General features: G+C 68.2%; 16 protein-coding genes and 1 pseudogene. 7 read left to right on the top strand and 10 right to left on the bottom strand.

Annotated features, from left to right (window positions below):
• Positions 1–247 precede the first annotated feature (247 nt).
• The 3 genes from J7I98_RS25935 (at position 248) to J7I98_RS25925 (ending at position 3,493) form a co-directional block, all read left to right on the top strand.
• Positions 248–514 (top strand): hypothetical protein, encoded by a 267-nt coding sequence (locus J7I98_RS25935; RefSeq protein ID WP_214926457.1) that lies wholly within the window; start codon positions 248–250, stop codon positions 512–514.
• Positions 515–554: 40 nt separating this feature from the next.
• A complete protein-coding gene (locus J7I98_RS25930) occupies positions 555–1,040 on the top strand; it encodes an SET domain-containing protein-lysine N-methyltransferase (RefSeq protein ID WP_214926455.1) in 486 nt (161 codons plus the stop codon).
• 704 nt (positions 1,041–1,744) lie between these two features.
• Positions 1,745–3,493 (top strand): AIPR family protein, encoded by a 1,749-nt coding sequence (locus J7I98_RS25925; protein ID WP_214926445.1) that lies wholly within the window; start codon positions 1,745–1,747, stop codon positions 3,491–3,493.
• Between the two features lie 182 nt (positions 3,494–3,675).
• Here J7I98_RS25925 and J7I98_RS25920 read toward each other — a convergent pair whose 3' ends face one another.
• The 5 genes and pseudogenes from J7I98_RS25920 to J7I98_RS25900 all read right to left on the bottom strand — a co-directional run.
• On the bottom strand, positions 3,676–4,416 hold the full coding sequence (locus J7I98_RS25920) for a hypothetical protein (protein WP_214926443.1): 741 nt from the start codon (positions 4,414–4,416) through the stop codon (positions 3,676–3,678).
• A gap of 211 nt (positions 4,417–4,627) precedes the next feature.
• Positions 4,628–5,671 (bottom strand): SpaA isopeptide-forming pilin-related protein, encoded by a 1,044-nt coding sequence (locus tag J7I98_RS25915; RefSeq protein WP_214926441.1) that lies wholly within the window; start codon positions 5,669–5,671, stop codon positions 4,628–4,630.
• Between the two features lie 187 nt (positions 5,672–5,858).
• The gene (locus J7I98_RS41340; RefSeq protein WP_308377937.1) at positions 5,859–6,491 is read right to left on the bottom strand and encodes a DUF317 domain-containing protein; all 633 of its coding nucleotides are present in this window, start codon (positions 6,489–6,491) and stop codon (positions 5,859–5,861) included.
• Between the two features lie 49 nt (positions 6,492–6,540).
• Complete coding sequence (locus J7I98_RS25905) at positions 6,541–7,029, bottom strand: hypothetical protein (RefSeq protein ID WP_214926439.1); 489 nt, start codon at positions 7,027–7,029, stop codon at positions 6,541–6,543.
• A gap of 30 nt (positions 7,030–7,059) precedes the next feature.
• A pseudogene (locus tag J7I98_RS25900) lies at positions 7,060–7,791 on the bottom strand (DUF317 domain-containing protein); the annotation flags it as partial.
• A 172-nt stretch (positions 7,792–7,963) separates the two neighbouring features.
• Here J7I98_RS25900 and J7I98_RS25895 point away from each other — a divergent pair.
• The 4 genes from J7I98_RS25895 to J7I98_RS25880 are packed head-to-tail and all read left to right on the top strand — an operon-like array spanning position 7,964 to position 11,789.
• Complete coding sequence (locus J7I98_RS25895) at positions 7,964–8,782, top strand: oxygenase MpaB family protein (protein ID WP_214926430.1); 819 nt, start codon at positions 7,964–7,966, stop codon at positions 8,780–8,782.
• Positions 8,775–10,178, top strand: coding sequence for a polyprenyl diphosphate synthase (uppS, locus tag J7I98_RS25890; protein ID WP_214926427.1), 1,404 nt, complete (start codon positions 8,775–8,777; stop codon positions 10,176–10,178). The genes J7I98_RS25895 and uppS overlap by 8 nt, the downstream gene beginning before the upstream one ends.
• Complete coding sequence (locus J7I98_RS25885) at positions 10,175–10,999, top strand: alpha/beta fold hydrolase (RefSeq protein WP_214926424.1); 825 nt, start codon at positions 10,175–10,177, stop codon at positions 10,997–10,999. Before uppS ends, J7I98_RS25885 begins: the two co-directional genes overlap by 4 nt.
• Positions 11,000–11,012: 13 nt before the next feature.
• A complete protein-coding gene (locus J7I98_RS25880) occupies positions 11,013–11,789 on the top strand; it encodes an SDR family oxidoreductase (protein WP_308377936.1) in 777 nt (258 codons plus the stop codon).
• A 119-nt stretch (positions 11,790–11,908) separates the two neighbouring features.
• Here J7I98_RS25880 and J7I98_RS25875 read toward each other — a convergent pair whose 3' ends face one another.
• From J7I98_RS25875 to J7I98_RS25860, 5 genes are read right to left on the bottom strand one after another with little or no spacing between them, the layout of a single operon-like run.
• Entirely contained in the window at positions 11,909–14,236 is a 2,328-nt protein-coding gene (locus J7I98_RS25875) for a tyrosine-type recombinase/integrase (RefSeq protein WP_308377935.1), read from the bottom strand.
• The gene (locus tag J7I98_RS25870) at positions 14,233–15,291 is read right to left on the bottom strand and encodes a site-specific integrase (RefSeq protein ID WP_214926420.1); all 1,059 of its coding nucleotides are present in this window, start codon (positions 15,289–15,291) and stop codon (positions 14,233–14,235) included. Before J7I98_RS25870 ends, J7I98_RS25875 begins: the two co-directional genes overlap by 4 nt.
• A complete protein-coding gene (locus J7I98_RS25865) occupies positions 15,284–15,511 on the bottom strand; it encodes a hypothetical protein (protein WP_214926532.1) in 228 nt (75 codons plus the stop codon). Before J7I98_RS25865 ends, J7I98_RS25870 begins: the two co-directional genes overlap by 8 nt.
• Positions 15,508–15,957, bottom strand: coding sequence for a hypothetical protein (locus tag J7I98_RS42965; protein WP_374225171.1), 450 nt, complete (start codon positions 15,955–15,957; stop codon positions 15,508–15,510). Before J7I98_RS42965 ends, J7I98_RS25865 begins: the two co-directional genes overlap by 4 nt.
• Positions 15,912–16,733 carry an acetyl-CoA carboxylase biotin carboxylase subunit family protein gene (locus J7I98_RS25860; RefSeq protein ID WP_374225170.1) on the bottom strand — a complete coding sequence of 274 codons (822 nt, stop codon included), beginning with the start codon at positions 16,731–16,733 and terminating at the stop codon, positions 15,912–15,914. Before J7I98_RS25860 ends, J7I98_RS42965 begins: the two co-directional genes overlap by 46 nt.
• Between the last annotated feature and the right edge of the window lie 37 nt (positions 16,734–16,770).

Raw genomic sequence — 16,770 nt, 5'->3', positions numbered from 1 at the left:
GCTGTCTCAGTTGATCTGGTCCGGCTCCACTGTTTCGAACTGATACCACGCCTGGGTGGTCAGCCACGACTGGTAGTCCTTGAAGATCGTGGAGAGGCTGGCGGGCTGTTCGCGTTGGTCGAAGTACTCGCGCAGAAGCCGGTAGAGGGTGGCGATGGCCTCGGCATCGGCTTGCGGGGTAAGTGGGTGGATCCAGCCGCTGGGGGTGAGGTGGCGGACGATGAACCGCCCCGGGCCAGGTGAGATCGTGGCCGCGATCGAGGTGGACGACGAGCCATTCCTGGAAGCCGGTGAGCATGTTCCAGGAAGTCCCAGCGTCCAAGCCGAGGATGAAGGCGGAGTTCGTGGCGACGTCGAGGCCGTGCCGGACAGGATCTTCCTGAAGGGCGGCCAGGAGCGCCCGATAGTGCTTGAACACGTTGCTCTGGAAAGTCTGGGTGTGATGCAAGGATCAACAGACCGTGGTCGAGGAGCCCCTCGGCGGCGCATCGATTTTGTCGTGCCCGCAGCTTGATCACCCGCGGGCGTGCTGATCCCGCAGAGAGCAGGCGACGATGGATAACGGCTTCGAACTCCGGGGAACTCATGAAAAAGGAGAAGGTGTTTTCGCCACCCGGCCTTTCCAGATCGATGAGACGGTGATGGTTGGTGTCATCGACCGTGAACTGGACCGCAATCACTCCCACGCCTCCCAGGTCAGTGCGGAACGTTTCGTGTTGCTTGGCGGGCTCGTCTCGAAGGTGAACCACTCGTGTGAACCGAACTGCGGGATCCGCCTCAATGCCAGTGGTGCTCACGACTACGTCGCCCGTGCACCCATCGCCGTAGGCGACGAGATCACTTTTGACTATGCGATGCGGAACTACTCGGTCGACTACTTCGCCGCCCGCTGCCGGTGCGGCTCGCGCCGCTGCCGTGGCCGTATCACCGGCTGGCGGGATCTACCGGCCGAACGCAAAGCGGACTACCACGGCTTTGTCGCCCCTTACCTCATCGAGATCGACCAGGCCCTGGCCGCCCGCCGAGACAGCCGCGGGTAACCCGCCCGGTCGTGCGGCGTGAGACCTGCATGACCACGATGACGCTGCGGCCCGTGTCAGCCATCGGCCTCACCGGGGACTGCTGCCAGACGGTTACTCAGAGCTACTCGCCACCTGGCCGTAGCTATACGGAACAGGGCCGACGAGGACGACCGGAGGGAGTAGACCGGGAGCCGGTGGCGCTCGGCCTACCGCTGTCAATGTCCGAAGTCGCCTGCACAGATGACCGAACTCGACTGCACTGGCGTGATGCGGTGAAGTCGTCTCCGGTTGGGGTACACCTGTGGCGGACGTTCGCGGAACTCTTTCAGCAGGAGGGGCAGGCGCGGTGGGCGCTGGATGAGGTAGGTCTGCCGGCGGCCCATCGGTTCCTCGCGGGAAACGATCTTCCTTAGCGCGGGATCCGCAGCATGCTCTCCAAGCCCGCTGGTCGGCGACTTCCGCCCGTGCCCCATGACAGCTCGTCTCAGACAATCTGGCGGACCAGATCGTCTGAGACGACGAGCGAATCGGACCCGCCCAACTGAGACAAGGACCAGATCGGCAGAGACGGGACACCACGGGCAGCGAGACCCTACACAACGAACCCAGCCGCTGTGTCATCGAATCGAGTCGACTCGGAAGCGCCATCGGTAGCCTGGGGCATCTAGTACGAGCACCGGGAGCATCGGCTGGAGGTACGAGTGAACGGGTAGCCTGATGTCGTGACAGATGGCCTCGAAGTGGCACTCCAGAAGCGCGCTGATCTCGATCAGTACGGCTCGAACAAGCGGCTGCTGTTTACGCTGCAACTGATGTTCGACATCGAGGACATCAGCACGGTCGCCGCCACGTCGCTGACAGACCATCCCAACGACAAGTCGTGCGATCTGCTCTACATCGACCGCGGCGCTGGCCGTGTTGTCCTCGCCCAGGGGTACGAGTCCGAGAACACCGCGAAGCTCCAGGCGCCCGCGAGGAAGGCCGCCACCCTCCATCAGGCGGTCAACTGGCTGTTCAACAAGAGCGAGCCCGACGGGGTACCGGATGCCCTGCGGGTCGCCTGGCGCGAACTTCACGATGCGCTCACAGAGGACGCCATCGGAGATGTCGCGATCTGGTACGTCCACAACCTCCCGGAATCGCAGCAGGTCACTGGAGAGCTCCGAGCGGCTCGCGACGCCGCATATGCCCAGTTGAACTACGGTTACCCGGACAGCGAGATCGAGGTTTCCTGGGAAGAGCTGGGCCGCGCGAGGCTGTCCGAGCGCTACGAAAACTCGCAGACCCCGATCCTCGTGGCGGATAAGTTCACGATCGAGGTCCCGGGGGCATTCGAGGAACGCGGCGACAAGTGGACGGCCCTGTGCACGAGCGTGCCAGTGGGCTGGCTTCATGAACAGTTCGCGCAGCACGGTGCTGGCCTGTTCTCCCCAAACGTCCGCGACTACCTGGGAAGCCGCAGGTCCCAGAGCAACATCAACAACGGCATCCAGGAAACGGTACGCAACGAGCCGACGAACCTGTGGGCCTACAACAACGGCATCACCGCTCTGGTGCACGACTTCAGCTTCTCCGACGGAACCGTTGAGATCACGGGGCTGGGCATCGTCAACGGCGCCCAGACGACCGGAGCGATCGGCTCGGTCCCGGTCAGGAGGACAGGCCAGAAGAGTCACGTCCTCACCCGGTTCATCCGCTGCAACGACCCTGAGACCGTCAGGAGCATCGTTCGCTTCAACAACCGGCAGAACCCCACGCAAGCATCGGACTTCCGCAGCAACGACAGCGTGCAGAGGCGGCTTGTCCGCGAGTTCGAGGAGTTGGGGGTCGTCGGCTACAGGGGCGGCCGGCGCGGCGGCGTCGAGGATGTCATCCGGCGCCCGGGAGAAAACCATCTCTCCGCCGAGGTCGCGGCGCAGGCCCTTGCTGCCTTCCATGGGGAATCTGGGCTGGCTTACCACGAGAAGAGCAAGATCTGGGAGCAGGACGCCAAGTACAGCGGGGTCTTCCCCGAACGCGTCAGCGCCGTGCACATCGTGTTCGTCGCCAGTCTGCTGCGCGCTATCGAGCTGGAGAAGACGAGGCTCGGCCGCATCGCGGCAGAGGCACGGACCGAGGACGAGAGCGAGCTGTTCGAGTGGTTCGGCCTGCGAGGGTCGATCATGCTCGCCGCGGAGGCCATCGGAGCCGCAAGGGAGACCCTCGTCGGAGAGGCCGTCAGCGACGCTTACGTCTTGAGGTTCAAGAAGAACCTCACCATGTCGGGGGCAGCCAAGGTGTGGGAACCCATCGTGGAGTCGCTGCTTGCCTTCGCTCCGGGCCAACTGCGGGACCCACTGGTGACATCGACACTGCGCAACCGGTCGGCGGTCGATAGGGCGCTGCGCAACTTCCGTTCGCAGGTGGTAGCGGCGCGTAAGCCCAACCGAATGACGTACGAGGTCTTCCAGGACCAGGTGGTATCTCGGTAGAGGAGGCGGCGCCTACCAGCACCCCCAGCACGTCACCTCACACGACTAGGTTCCCTGGCACGCAAGCCAAGGCGAACAGGTTCCCTGTCAAACGCCCGATTGGAATGCAGCGGACAACTGCGATTCCGTCCTTCTTGCGCCTGCGGATTCTGCTTCTGTCCGCCGTACCGGTGAACCGCCCACTACGAGGCCCCGGCTTGCGCCGCCCGCCAGGATGCGCCGAGTTCAGCGAGCCGTCGGCGCAGCACATCACGCTGCTCCTCCAGGTCCTGGGAGGCCGGAGAGAGGAGGTAGACCGTCCCCTGGTGGCGTCGGAAACCGAGCCCCTCCCAGCCGCGAGTGATCTTGGCCGTCACGCGCTCCCACTCGGCTTGATCACGCAGACGCTCGCCGGTGAGGTCGGTGACGCCCGGCGAGCACGCGATGGCCCGGCATCCAGGCATCAGCCGGAGGATCGCCTCCAGTGCGAGGACCGCGCCGAGCCCGTGCCCGCGCCAGTTTTCGTCCAGGGTCACGCGATCCATGACGAGCAGACCGGTCCCCACGTACTCCAGCTCCTCGTTGGCGGACTCGTTGAAGTTTCCGGTGTCCGGGTCAAGGACGGCCTGGGCGATCTCGTAAAGCCCTTCTGTCTCCTCCTCCAGCGCCCAGAAGGCATTCTGGCCACGATCAACGTGAACACGAAAGAAGGTCATACTCCCCACCTCAATGCCGTCCCGCGCGTACGCCGGGCAGAAATGGGTGGCGCACGCGCCGGGCGCGGCAGGGCACCGGGAGTCGTCATGCACGCCATGACCGTGGAGAACAGCCACGTCCCAACGCTCAAGAGCATCCGCATGAGGGGTGTCGAGCAGCGCATCCGCATAGCTGATGCGCAGATGGAGCTCGGACGGGTCGCCTGGCGGTCGGAGGGCCTCAGTCACTGCGGCAGCCTAGCCATGCTCGCGATCGAGGAGTTCCTCCGCCATGAGGCTCACGTACGCCTCACGCCTCGCAGATCCGCGGCGGTGGAGTGCCAGCCCGTTGCCGGGCGTCGGCCAGCGTGTCCGTTCCCACGGTTGGCCGTTCTGCCGCCGGTATACGCAGTAGGCCCCCGGGGATCCGGGGGCCTACTGGTCGAGAGGTGATCGTGGGTTAGCTGGTCTCGCCGTTGTCGTCCTGGGCGGTCACGGCCGACTTGCGGCGGCGGGCGGCGATGAGGGCGCCACTGCCGGTGGCGACGAGGAGTCCGCCACCGCCGAGGAGCCACGGGGTGGCGTCGGCTCCGGTGTGGGCGAGGGAGCCGTCCGGGGTCTTCGGCGTTGCTTCCTCGGTCGCGGCTGCCGCCGGGAGCGAGGAGTCAGCACTCGGCGTGGCGGAGCCGGTAGGGGCGGGGGACGTACCGTCGGAGGAATTGTGGGTCGGCTTGTCCTCGGGCTTAGAGGGGGTGGAGGTGGGCTTGTCCGTGGGCTTGTCGGACGGGTCGGGCTTCGGGGTGGTGGCGGTCTTGGCGTTGGTGACGGTCACGGTGACCGGGGCGCCGGGGCCGGCGGTGAAGCTCTTGGCGGGCTTGTAGAGGTCGTAGCCCTCCGGGGCCTTCATCTGCTTGACCCAGAATTCGGTCTTCCGGCTCGTCACGGGCAGCTCTCCGGTGGCTGTGCCCTGTGACCCGGTGGTGAGGGTGAGCAGGGTCTCGCTGCCCGTTCCGATGTTCACGGTCGAGCCCGGCAGCAGCTTTCCGGTCTTGTCGTCCTTGGCCTGGAGGAGGACCTTGGCGGCCTTGAACGGGTCGGTGATCGTCAGCCGTGTGGTCGCGCCTGGGGTGACGATGACGTCCTGGTCGGCGACGACCTCGTGGAGCGGGCTGCCGGAGGACGTTTCCTTCAGCCGGTACACGCCGGGAGCGAGGTCGGGGAAGGTCAGTTTGCCCTGCGCGTCGGTCTTCCCGCGTCCGGACTCCTGGCCGGTGGAGTCGAGCAGGAGGAACGCGGCGCCGGGGAGGGCGTCCCCGGCCGCGTCCTTCTTGGTGATCGCGATGCTGCCCGCATCCGGGGCCGGTGTCTCGGCGGGAGCAGCGGAGGCCGGGGGCGTCGGCTCGGACGGTTGGGCGGTCGCGGTCGGTGCCCAGGTGAGGGTGCCGGTCACCGCGGCGGCGACGGCAGCGGATCGGACGGCGCCACGGACGAAACGAGCATGCACGAGAAGAGGGGCTCCTTGATCAGGTGGTGGGGAGGTCATCGGGTCCGGCCAGAGACCGGGGCCGCAGGCGGCAGGGCGGGTGAGTAGCTGGGCGGCTGCTTGGTTGGCGCCGTGGTGGCGACATAGAGGTGGCGGCGGGTATGGAAGGGGACGTCCTGGACGGTGCGGTGCAGCGGCTCGGTGGAGATCAGCGAGACGGTGAAGGCCGAAGTGCGGTGGGCGTCCCGAACGAGAAGTGCGCATTCCAGTGCGGTTCGCTCGGGTATCCGCCCCAGGCTCGCCAGGCCGGTCCGCTGGAGCCGCTGATGGCGTACCGGTGCCGCACGCCGCCGAGCCCTTCCGGCGCGAGGAAGGTCTGCGTGCCATCGGTCTTGACGTCGTGGCTCCAGCCACGGGCGAACAGCGGCGCGTACGCCTCGTGCGGCGCCGTTGCGTCCTCGAACAGCCGGTCCTGGTCGCTGTACCGGTCTTCCAGGTAGAGGTCGAGCAGTTCGACGTGGACGTCGTGCAGCAGCTCGATGGGGGTGGTGGCGTCGAACGTGATCTGCCAGGCCGTCGGCCCGAACGGGACACGGTTCGCGCCGATGGTCCACGTCCCCTTGCCCCGCGTTTCGGGTTCGGGGACGAAGCGGGTCCACAGCCGAAGGCAAGGGCTGGTGGCGTAGGCCGTCCCCTCGTCGGGCTGGTGCAGTGACCAGTCCTCGTCAAAGGGGAAGGGCCATGCCGTACGGAGGTCCACCGGGCCGGGGCCGGCGAGATGGCGAGGGAGGACCTTCACGGTCTGGGCGGGGTTGAGGTCGTTGAAGGGGTCGGGAGACACGAGGGGGGCTCCTGCCGGGAAGCCCGCGCGGATGGGTTCGGACTGAGGTTCAGCGGGCGCGGGCACCACTGCGGGCGACCGGCGGGGCGGGAGACTTGCGGGCGGTCCGGCCCGCAGCGCGGCTCGGCGGGGACGCGGTCCACGCACCGGGGAACCAGACGGCGGTGTACTGCTCGATGGCATCGCGCAGCCCGGTCGTGACGGCGCCCTCCCACGGTGGCTCGCCGGGGCGGTGGTACGTGTCGAACGTGCCGTACTGCTTGGTGTTCGCGGAGGTGCGGTGGGCCTCGTCGCGGCGGTGGAAGGTGCCGTGGTCCACGAAGCTGAGTGCCACAGCGTCTAGCTCGCCCCGGTCCGCGTGGACGACCGCCAGGCGCAGGCCGCCGTAGGTGTCCGCGTAGATGGTTCCGGTGAAGGTGATCCGGAGCCGCAGCGGTGCGCCCGGGATGGGGATGGCGTAGTAGGTGTTGCCCACGACGGTGCTGTCGTGGAAGGGGAGGCACAGTTCGGCGAAGAACTCAGGGGCCTGCAGGGACAAGAAGTGTCTCCGGTCGAGGTCGAGCTGGTGTTATCGGCGCGGGCCGGGCAGGGCCGGGCGGCTGGTGGTGCTCCAGCGCGGGACGCTGGGAGCGGGGAGCGCGGCCGGGCGGCGGGATGCGACGGCCCGTTGGACGTCGAGCGGGGTGGGGGCCGGCGGTTGCGGCGGGAGGATGGGGGTGAGCTGGGCCATGCCCTTGATGTAGCTGTAGGTGTCCTGTTGCCACCGGGGCAGCGGGGCCGGGTCGGAAACGCACTGGGTGACGGCGGTGAGCAGGGCGACGGGGGTGTCGGTGCTGGCGGTCGCGTACCAGGCGGGCCGGTCGATGGACTTGCCGGCCCACAGCTGCCAGCGGGCGTCGCGCGTGGTCAGTTCGGCTTCCGGGTCAAGGTCGCCGGTGGTGAATTCCATTCCGGCGAGCCCGTCCGGCGCTTGGACCGCGAAGACGCCCCAGCGGGGGCGGTCGACCTCCCAGCCCTGCTTGAGGAGAGGGACTACGGCGAGAAAGGGGTCGTTCTCGTCGACCCCGGAGACCGGCCTGGCGAGGTAGGCGTCCGGCCCCTGCTCGTACGCCCAGGCGACAGCGCTGGTGAAGGCGCGGACGAACTCGGTTGGGGTGCGATCGTTGAAGCAAACGCCCCAGGTCGGCGGGCCAAACGGGTCCTTGTACGCGTTGATGCGCCACAGCCCGTCGTCCTCCCCTTCGGGCAGGTATCCCAGGCGCACTCGCCGGTCGGGGGCGTTCACGTAGGCGTTGCCGATTATATGGAATCAGAAATGTCAAGTCGCAGGGCGTCAGTTGGCGGGCCCGGACCCAGGACTGGAAACTGACGAGCTCTCGATGGTGCAGCGGGGCCATCACCGGGGCATGACTCGGGTGAGGGCCTAGTCGGGCCTGTCCGGGGGCGCACCTTTCTCCGGGATCGGGGAGTTAATGGACACAGCACAGCCTGCTTTCCCGCGCGACGCCGCAATCCGCACCATCGCCACCGAGCCAGCGGTGTACCTGGGCGCAGGTCGCGCCTTGTTGCTACAGCTGGCGCATCCACAGATCGCTAAAGCTGTGGACGAGCACAGCCACTTCCAGGACGCGCCGCTTGCGCGCCTAGTGGGTACCTTGAAGTTTCTGGGCGTGGCGATCTTCGGGAGCCGCGCCGAGGCAGAGCAAGCGGCCGCCCGGGTGCGGCGGATCCACGACTCAGTCGCCGGTGACGGATACTCGGCAAACGACCCCGCGTTGCAGACCTGGGTGAACGCGACACTGATCGATTCCGCGCTGCACTGCTATACGCGCGCATTCGGCCACATCTCCTACGACATGGCGCAGGCGTACTACCGCGAGGCGATGCAGCTGAGCGAGTTGCTCGGTACACCGCGCGACAAACAACCGCCGGACTACTTCGCATTCCGTCTGTACGTTGCGGAGATGCTGACTGACTTGCAGGTCTCGCCAGCCGGAAAGCGGCTCGGGAACGCGCTGCTGTCGGGTGCACGGCTGCCGGAGCCGCTGCACCTGGCCATGCCAGTCTTTCGGCAGGTCACGATAGGGCTGCTGCCCGCGCCGATACGTGAACAGTACGGCCTGCGCTGGACCACAGGGCAGGACCGACTGTTGCGGATCACGATGCGTGGCGGAGGCGTGGCATTGGCTGCGATTCCCGGCCCGTTACGCCGCAGTGTCTCCTCCGCGGGTCTGTTCCTCGTCCGCCACCGAATGCCAGCGGACGAGAGCGTCGAGGTGCGCAATGCCTAGTGACCTCGACGCCCTGCTCCAGGCCGGGAGGGCGGCGGCCCACTGGACGGCGGCGCGCCTGAACGAGCTGACCGCCTCGCTGGATGCTTCACAAGACCCCGCGCCCAGGCTGGTTCCGCGGCACGTTGCTGTCATCCTCGACGGCAACGGGCGGTGGGCTCGCGAGCAGGGCCTGCCGCGGATCGCCGGCCACGAAGCTGGCCTGTGCTCCCTGCTGGACACCGTGGACGCCGCCCAGCAGGCCGGCGTCGAGTACCTGTCGGCTTACTGCTTCTCTACCGAGAACTGGCGCAGGCCCGGCCCGGAGGTCGCCTACCTGCTCGGGATGCTCCAGCGTACCTGCGATCAGGTTCTCGACGGCCCGGACCGCCGCCAAGTGCGGATCCGCTGGGCTGGGCGCGCGGACCTCGTGCCCGATACCCTGGCCTGCAGCATCCGCGCGGTTGAGCGCGCCACTGCCCACCACACCGCCCTCACCCTCATCTTGTGCGTCAACTACGGCGGCCACGCGGAGATCACCGACGGCGTCCGCCGCCTGGTCGCTAGCGTTAAGGACGAACACGTCGCGTGCGCCGGGGTCGATGAGCAGCAGGTGCGCGATAACCTGTACCTGCCCGATGTTCCCGACGTGGACCTGATCATCCGCACCTCCGGCGAACAGCGGATCAGCAACTTCCTGCCCTGGCAGCTGGCATACGCAGAGATGGTGTTCGACCCGGTGCCCTGGCCGCAGTTCGGCGGCGCCGGCTTTCGCCGAGCCCTTGACAGCTTCACCGGCCGAAACCGGCGCCTTGGAACTCACCCCATCGATTCCCCGGAGGTCCCGACCGCCGACCTGGCCCGCTATGCCTCTCGGCAGGAAGCCCAGGACACCGGCGCACAGGATGCTGCCGACATCGCCGCGCGGCTCTCGGCTGGCGACGTCCAGGGCACCCTCACCGCGCTGAACGCCATCGTGGGCAGCGTCCACGACACCGACTATGCCACTGCGCTCCACCGCGCTCTGCGCTCAGACCGCCTCCACGCACTGTGGCTCCTCCTCGGCACCTGGGACTCCTGTCACCCCGGCCAGGACCTGGGCGAACAACTGTGGCGCGCCCTGCGACTCTCCCTGGAGATCGCCAGCCACCACCTGCCCATCACCACCTGGTGGAACGCCCCACCCAGTACCCCCGCCCGCCTCTCATACCTCCTCGCCGGCGCGCATGTGGCACCAGGATGGCGAGAGGCCCTGCCGGACCCGGGGCAGACGGACGACTTCGGCAGCATCCCCAACGGGCCACGGCCGCGCAGCAACGCCGATGCTCGGTCATTCGATCCCGACGTGTTCCTCAAGCACACCGCAAGCGGCCCAGCACGGCAGGTAGCGCCTACTGGAGAGGATGAGGGCCGGTGACCGAAACGACGCGTATCCGAGTGGGAGACATCCACCTGTCCTGTCAGACCCACGGGTACGGCGAGCCCCTCCTGCTCGTCAACGGCATGCACACAGCCAGGGCGTGGCACCCGCTGCTGCCCGCATTCACCTCCGCTGGATATCAGGTCACGCTGTTCGACCAGCGCGGATACCTTCCCTCCGACGTCCCCGAGCCGCCGTACAGCTACGAGCAGATGGCCGAGGACACCATCGGACTCATCGAAGAACTCGGCATCGGCCCCTGCCACCTCCTCGGCGGCAGCGGCGGGGCGCTCACAATCCAGCGTGTCTGCCTGCTCCGCCCCGACTTGGTCCGGTCCGCCGTCCTCATCAATGGCCTAGGGAACTTCTCACCGGCCGGCCGGGTGATCGTCGAAGCGACCGCTGAACTCTATGCCCTTCCCAAGCCACCCATGGCGGCCGTGAACATGGCCGTGGTCATCGCCAACCTCCCGGCGCCCTCATACCACGACCCAGACGCCCTGGCCCGGGCGATGACCCTGTCCCGCGACGTCCTCGACCCCCGTTCCGCCCCGCCCGCCGGACGACTCGGACACGCCCTGGCCTGTGTCGACTGGGAGACCGCCGATCACCATACCGAGCTGGAAACCCTCACCCGTCCGGTGCTGGTGCTCTACGGCCAGCACGACGTCCTCTTCCCACCGTTTCATGTCCTGCGGACCGCCCAAGTGATCCCCGATGCTCGTTGCGTCGAGATACCAGGCGCGGCCCACCTGTACTTCCCCCACCTCGACACCATCGCCCGGCACGCCCTGACGTTCCTCGACAAGCGCAGGTGAAGGGAGCATGGCCGTGGCACTGCAGACAGGTCTGGCCGGCAAGACCGCCCTGATCACTGGCGCCTCACGCGGCATCGGGGCGGCCATCGCTGCGGCCTTCGCCGACCAGGGCAGCAACCTCGTTCTCACCGCCCGCGACAGCGAAGCCCTCAACGCGACAACCCGCGCCCTGCACGACGCCCATCCGGCCGCAGGACGCGTCCTGACCTGCACCGCGGACGTCACAGACACCCAAGCCGCCCGCGCCTGCCTCGACACGGCCGTCCGCGCGTTCGGCGGCATCGACATCCTGGTCAACAACGCTGGCACCCGCCCCGACCTCGGCAACCTCGTCGACGCCGACCCCGACCAGCTCCACCAGACCACGCAGACCAACCAACTCGCCGCCATCACCTGGACCGCACTGGCCTGGCACACCTCCATGGTCAACCGCGGTGGCGCAGTCATCAACATCGTTTCCATCAGTGGCCTGGTCACCGAGCACGGCATCGGCTACTACAACGCCACCAAAGCCGCTCTCATCCACCTCACCCGCCAACTCGCCCTGGAACTGGCCCCCACCGTCCGCGTCAACGCCATCGCCCCCGGCCTGATCGACACCCACCTAACCCACGAAGCCCTCGCTGGCCGCGAAGACCACACCGCCCGCCGCATGCCCCTGCGCCGCCTGGGCCAGGCCGACGACGTCGCCAAGGCCGCCGTCTTCCTCGCCGGCGACGCCGCCAGCTGGATCACCGGCCACACCCTCGTCGTCGACGGCGGCGCCACCATCCGGCCGAACGTCGCCTGACCACCTCTCACAGTTGATCCCGTGCATTCCCCGGGTGAATCCACCGCTGCGCGCACTTTTCTGTCCGCGTCCAACCCGAGGACCGAGGGAGGAGCGTGATCAGGTTGCGAGCTTGTACCTCATGTCTGTCTACCCTGGCGGACTTCCACGATGGGCAGCATGGTGACGGTGGCGGGAAGACCGAGATCTCGTGGTGTGGGGCCGGCGGGTGTCGGGATGTCGGTGAGCCGAGCGAGGAGCGCGTTGATCGCGGTCTGCCCATCGTCGACCGCGGCTTGTTCGTCTTCGGTCAGGGGGATGGAGGCGAGCATGCGCTGGAGGTTCTCCTTGGCTTCCAGGAGTTGGGCCTTGCTGGAATCCTTGGGGGCGTAGAAGTCGCAGCGGGCGCAAGCCATTCGGTGCTGGCACTGTTCGAAGAAGCTGTACGTGCACCAGCCGTGGCCGAGGTCGTAGTACTGCCAAGGTTCTCCTGCGGCGGCTGCGCCGGAGGCGACGGCGTCACGGTCGACGAGAACCTCGATGGTGCGCACGTTCCGGGCGAAGTAGCCGGCTTCGCTGTATGCCTTGGCCAGCGTCTTGGGGGAGATCTTCGCGTAGAACTGCGTGGAGCTTGGTGACCGATGTCCGAGCCATGCCTGCAGCTCGAACAGCGTCATCGGCTCCTTGGCGTTGTAGAGCTGGCTGGCGATGGTGCTCCGGGCCCTGTGGCTGGTGATTTTGCCGCGGACATCGCTGGCGGGGACCCCGGCCTTCGTGCACAGCGCCGGGATGATCGTGCGGTTGATGTAGTCCTTGGAGACCCGTTTGGCGCGGTGGGCGAACAGGAACTCCACGCGCTCGCCGGTCTTGGCGTCCAGCATCACCGGCTGCTCGGGGCGGACGGCCTGCCAGACCTCGATGGCCTGTCCGAGCAGCGGGTCAACCGGCTTCGTGAAACTCGTGCCGGTTTTGTGGGTCGGGACGTCCAGCAGGCAGACGGCGTCGCGGGCGAGGACGTCGGCGGCGTCCGGGCTGACGGCTGTGCCGTCGTGCTGCCAGCGGATGCAGCCGGTGCGCAGGCGGCGGATCTCGTCGCTGCGTTGGCCGCTGAACAGCCAGGTCAGCGCCACGCCTCGGGAGAACTCGAGGGGATAGCGCGGGCCGCTGCTGGTAGTGGGCAGGTCCTCGGAGGTGAGGTTGATGCCGGCCCACAGCAGCTTGGCCCACACCTCGTCGGCGATGACGCGGGGGTTGGGGCCCAGCAGTGCGCGGATGCTGCGGGGCGTCTCCAGAGCGCGCCCGGGATTGAACCGGCGCGGGATCCATTCCCATTCCTGAAGGTCGCGGAAGAACGCGCGGCTGGCGGTGAGCGCACTGTCCTTGGTGGAGGGGGACATCGGGTCTCCGAACACGCCGCGGGTGGCGGTGCGCTCGACGTAGTCACCGATTCGCATCCGGTCCACCGTTGCCACCCAGGCCGCGCAGTTCGCTCTCGTCCACTGGGCGGGCTCGGTGATCTGCGGGTGCTCGGCGGCCAGCCACCGGCCCATGCGGGCCAGGTCCTGGCGGTAGGCCAGACGGACGTTGCGGCTGAGTGTGGAGGTGTCGAACCACCGGCGGACCATCTCGGCCCACGGTGCCGGCACATCCGTCCACCGCTGGGCCCGCAGCTCTCGCAGCAGCGTCTCGTTGCGTGCGACGGGCGGCTCGCACCGCCCCAGCGCCGCCAGCGCCCGCTGCAACGGGTGCAGATCACCGGAGGCTCTCCCGGTGGAACGCACCGCCTGACGCAGGCGCTCCAGCAACGCCGCGTCCAAGTCCGCCAGCAACGGGCTGCGGTTGAGGAGCATCGCGTGTGCGATCAAGGTGCGCACCGATCGGTTGCCCGCCGTGTCCAAGCGGTAGCCCCAGCCGCGCAGCAAGCTGTAGACGGTGTCGACCTCCCGGTCCACGATCTCGGGGCCGAAGACCGTGCGGGCCAGGCGCAGCCGTTCGAAGCTGAGGAACAGGGCTTCGTCCACGGGCGCGCTCAGGAGGTAGGCGTAGGCCAGCAGCCGGGGGCGGCATGCCCGCGATGCCTGTGTAGGCCACTGTCGGCTCCATTCCTGCGCGTCGGGCCCGATCACACGGGTCCACGCGGCCTGGTCCCAACTCCACCACGCCGACTCGGTCTCGGCGGTGCGGGCCAACAGCATCCCGACCACCTGGTAGTCGACCCACCGGTGGTGGCCGGCCTTGTCCGGGATCCACAGGCAGGACCGCACCTGCTCCAGCGGCCCGAGCAACCGCGCCAGCGCACCGCGTTCCGTCCGGGTCAGTCGGGAGGAGTGGAACAGCCTTGGGCCGGCCTGTACCAGCACCGCACGCTCGTCGGCGCTCAGTTGCGGGTCCTGGTTCCAGGACGTGCCTTCCAGCGGCCAGGCCCAGTCGGGTGCCGTCTTCCCTGCGGCCAGGGCAGGCGCGGTCACCGCGGCCGTCCGGTGCCCTCGGCGCCGGCGCTCAGCAGCGCGACCCGCTGGGCATGGATGTGTTCCATCCCGCGCGCGAACTTCTCGGCCAGGTCCCGGCCCGAGAGGTGGATGTAGCGCATGGTGGAGTCGGTGTGTTGGTGTCCGGCAAAGGTGGCGATCGCGTGCACCTCCCAGCCCATCCGTGCCAAGTCGGTCAGGCACAGGTGCCGCGTGGTGTGCGTGGAGAAGCGCTCCACCCCGGCCTCCACGGCGATGCGGCGCACCACCTTCGACCACGTCCACAGGCTCAGCGGCTGGGCGAAGTTGCGCCGCGACTCGGAGAGGAACAGCCCACCGCGTGCCCGGCTGACCGTGGCCCGGTGCACCAGGTACTGCGACAGCAGGACCCCGGTCGCCGCCGAGTAGGGCACGACTCGTTCCCGGCGACTCTTGGTGGTCTCCGCCCGTACCCGCACCAGCCGCCGCCCCGGGTCTAGGTCGTCGGTGCGCAGCGAGCACAGCTCCTCCCGCCGCAGGGCCGCATCGTAGGCCAAGGCCAGCATGAGCCGGGTGCGTACCGGCTCGGCGGCGGCTATCGCCAGCACGGCCCGCCACTGCTCGTCGCTGGGGATCCAGGGAAGCTTCACCAGCCTTCGCACCAGCCCACGCTGCTGTCCGCTGCCACGGGCCCCAGGCGTGTAGCGGCCCCGGCCGACGGGATTGTCCTGGCGCAGCCCCTCCTCGACCAGGAAGTCGTAGAACAACCGCACCGACACCAGACGCTGCTGGAGCGTCGCGTTCGACAACCCGGCACCCGAGTCCAGAGCCACGACGTTGGCGCCCCGACGGCTCGGCCGCGACCCTAACTCCCTTACGTGCAGAGCGACATGGGCCCGCGTAGCCCGCACCGGATCCAGTCTCTCCCGCTCGCACAACTCCAGGTACTCCGCCAGCCCCCGGGCGTAGGCATCGATCGTCCTCGGCGCCCGCCCCAAGTCCTGCCACACCTGCAACCAGGCCGCCGCCTGCTCGTGCCGACCAAGTATCGGCCACTTCTCTCTCAGCTCAACCATCTGGTACCGCTGATCCCTTCAGTCCGTGGGTGCTCGTACGAGACCGCCAGCCTCGCAAGTGATTCCACGTAACTTCTAGGTCGTCGTGCTGGAGGTCCCAGCCGAGGTCAAGGAGCGGGGCAAGGGCGGGGTCGCCGATCCCGGTGGTGGAGGCAAGGTAGCGCGGGAAGACGTAGACGTCCCCGTCGATGTCGTAGCGCGGATCGGGCTGGTGACTCATCGGTCCGCCTGCGTGGTCACGGTGAACTCGTCGACGGCCGTATCAAGGCGCTCGTTGACCTCGGCGGTGTCGCGGCCGGTGACGATGCAGAACCCGGCCCGCGCGGTGAACAGGTCACCCTCGGGCGGCAGAAGGAGCTGATCGCCGACCTGGCGAACCCACTGCACCTGCCGCAGCCAGGGAGTGTGGGCGGCGAACGGCTGGTTGATCTGCCGCTCCGTGAGCGTGCCAGAGGCGGCCGGGTAGAGCATGCGGATACCCGCGGCCCCGCGCCGGGTCGGGGTGAGGTCCGGGCTGTGGCCGCAGGCGAGGTCGGCCGCGGCCTTCGGCAGGTCGATGCCGGTGGCGAGACGGACGAGGTGGCCGATCATGTCACCGCCGATCCGCGCGTTGACCTCGATCAGCCGAGGTCGGCCGTCGACCACCCGCATCTCGACGTGCTGCACGCCGTCGGTGATCCCCAGGGCCTTGACCGCCGCGGCGGCCACCGGGGCGACCTGCGCGAGGAGCGGGTCGGCGGCATCGACGGTGTGCCCGGTCTCGTCGAAATACGGGGCGGGTCCGAGACTCTTGCGGGTCCGACGGCGGTGGTCACGCCGCGGTGGGTGACGCACTCGATGGAGACCTCCGGCCCGTCGAGGTACTCCTCGACCAGAACGCCGGTGTCCTCGCGGCTCTGGCTCGCACCGGCCGAGGCGAACGCGAAGGCTCCGGGGAGTTCTTCGGGTCGGTCGATGCGGATCACACCGATGCTTCCGGAGAACGCGGTGGGCTTGATGACGGCGGGGTAGCCGATGGTCATCGTCGCCAGTCCTGCCTCCGGCAGGGTCCGGGCCTTCATGGAGGCGGCCGACGGGAGCCCATGTCGGGCGAACAGGGTGCGGGCGGTGGCCTTGTTGTAGCTGGCCCGCATCACCTCGACGGAGTTCGCGGGCAGCCCGAGCGCCCGGGCCAGGCGGGCGGTGGGGACGAGGTGCCACTCATCCCAGGTAACGACGCCGGCAAGGTTGTGGCGTGCCGCCAGGGCACGGCCGGCGGCGAGCAGGGCGGGGACGTCGTTGAGTTTGGCGACGGCGTGGTCGACGATGTACGGCTTCTCCCACGACGGCTCGGTGCCGGTCAGCAGAACGACGTCGTACGCGGCGGCAACCTGCTCAAGGCAGTAGCCGCGATACGTCTCGTCGCCGGGAGAGACGACGAGTACGAGGGGGCGAGCGGACAAGAAGGGGTTCTCCGAATCGGTGGACGGCAGGACGAGG

Origin of the sequence: Streptomyces sp. ISL-98 (genome assembly GCF_018614055.1) — a bacterium.
In the GTDB taxonomy this organism is placed as follows: Bacteria; Actinomycetota; Actinomycetes; order Streptomycetales; family Streptomycetaceae; genus Streptomyces; species Streptomyces spiramyceticus.
Note: the sequence above shows the minus strand (reverse complement) of the source record. Positions and strands in the feature narration are given on the sequence as shown.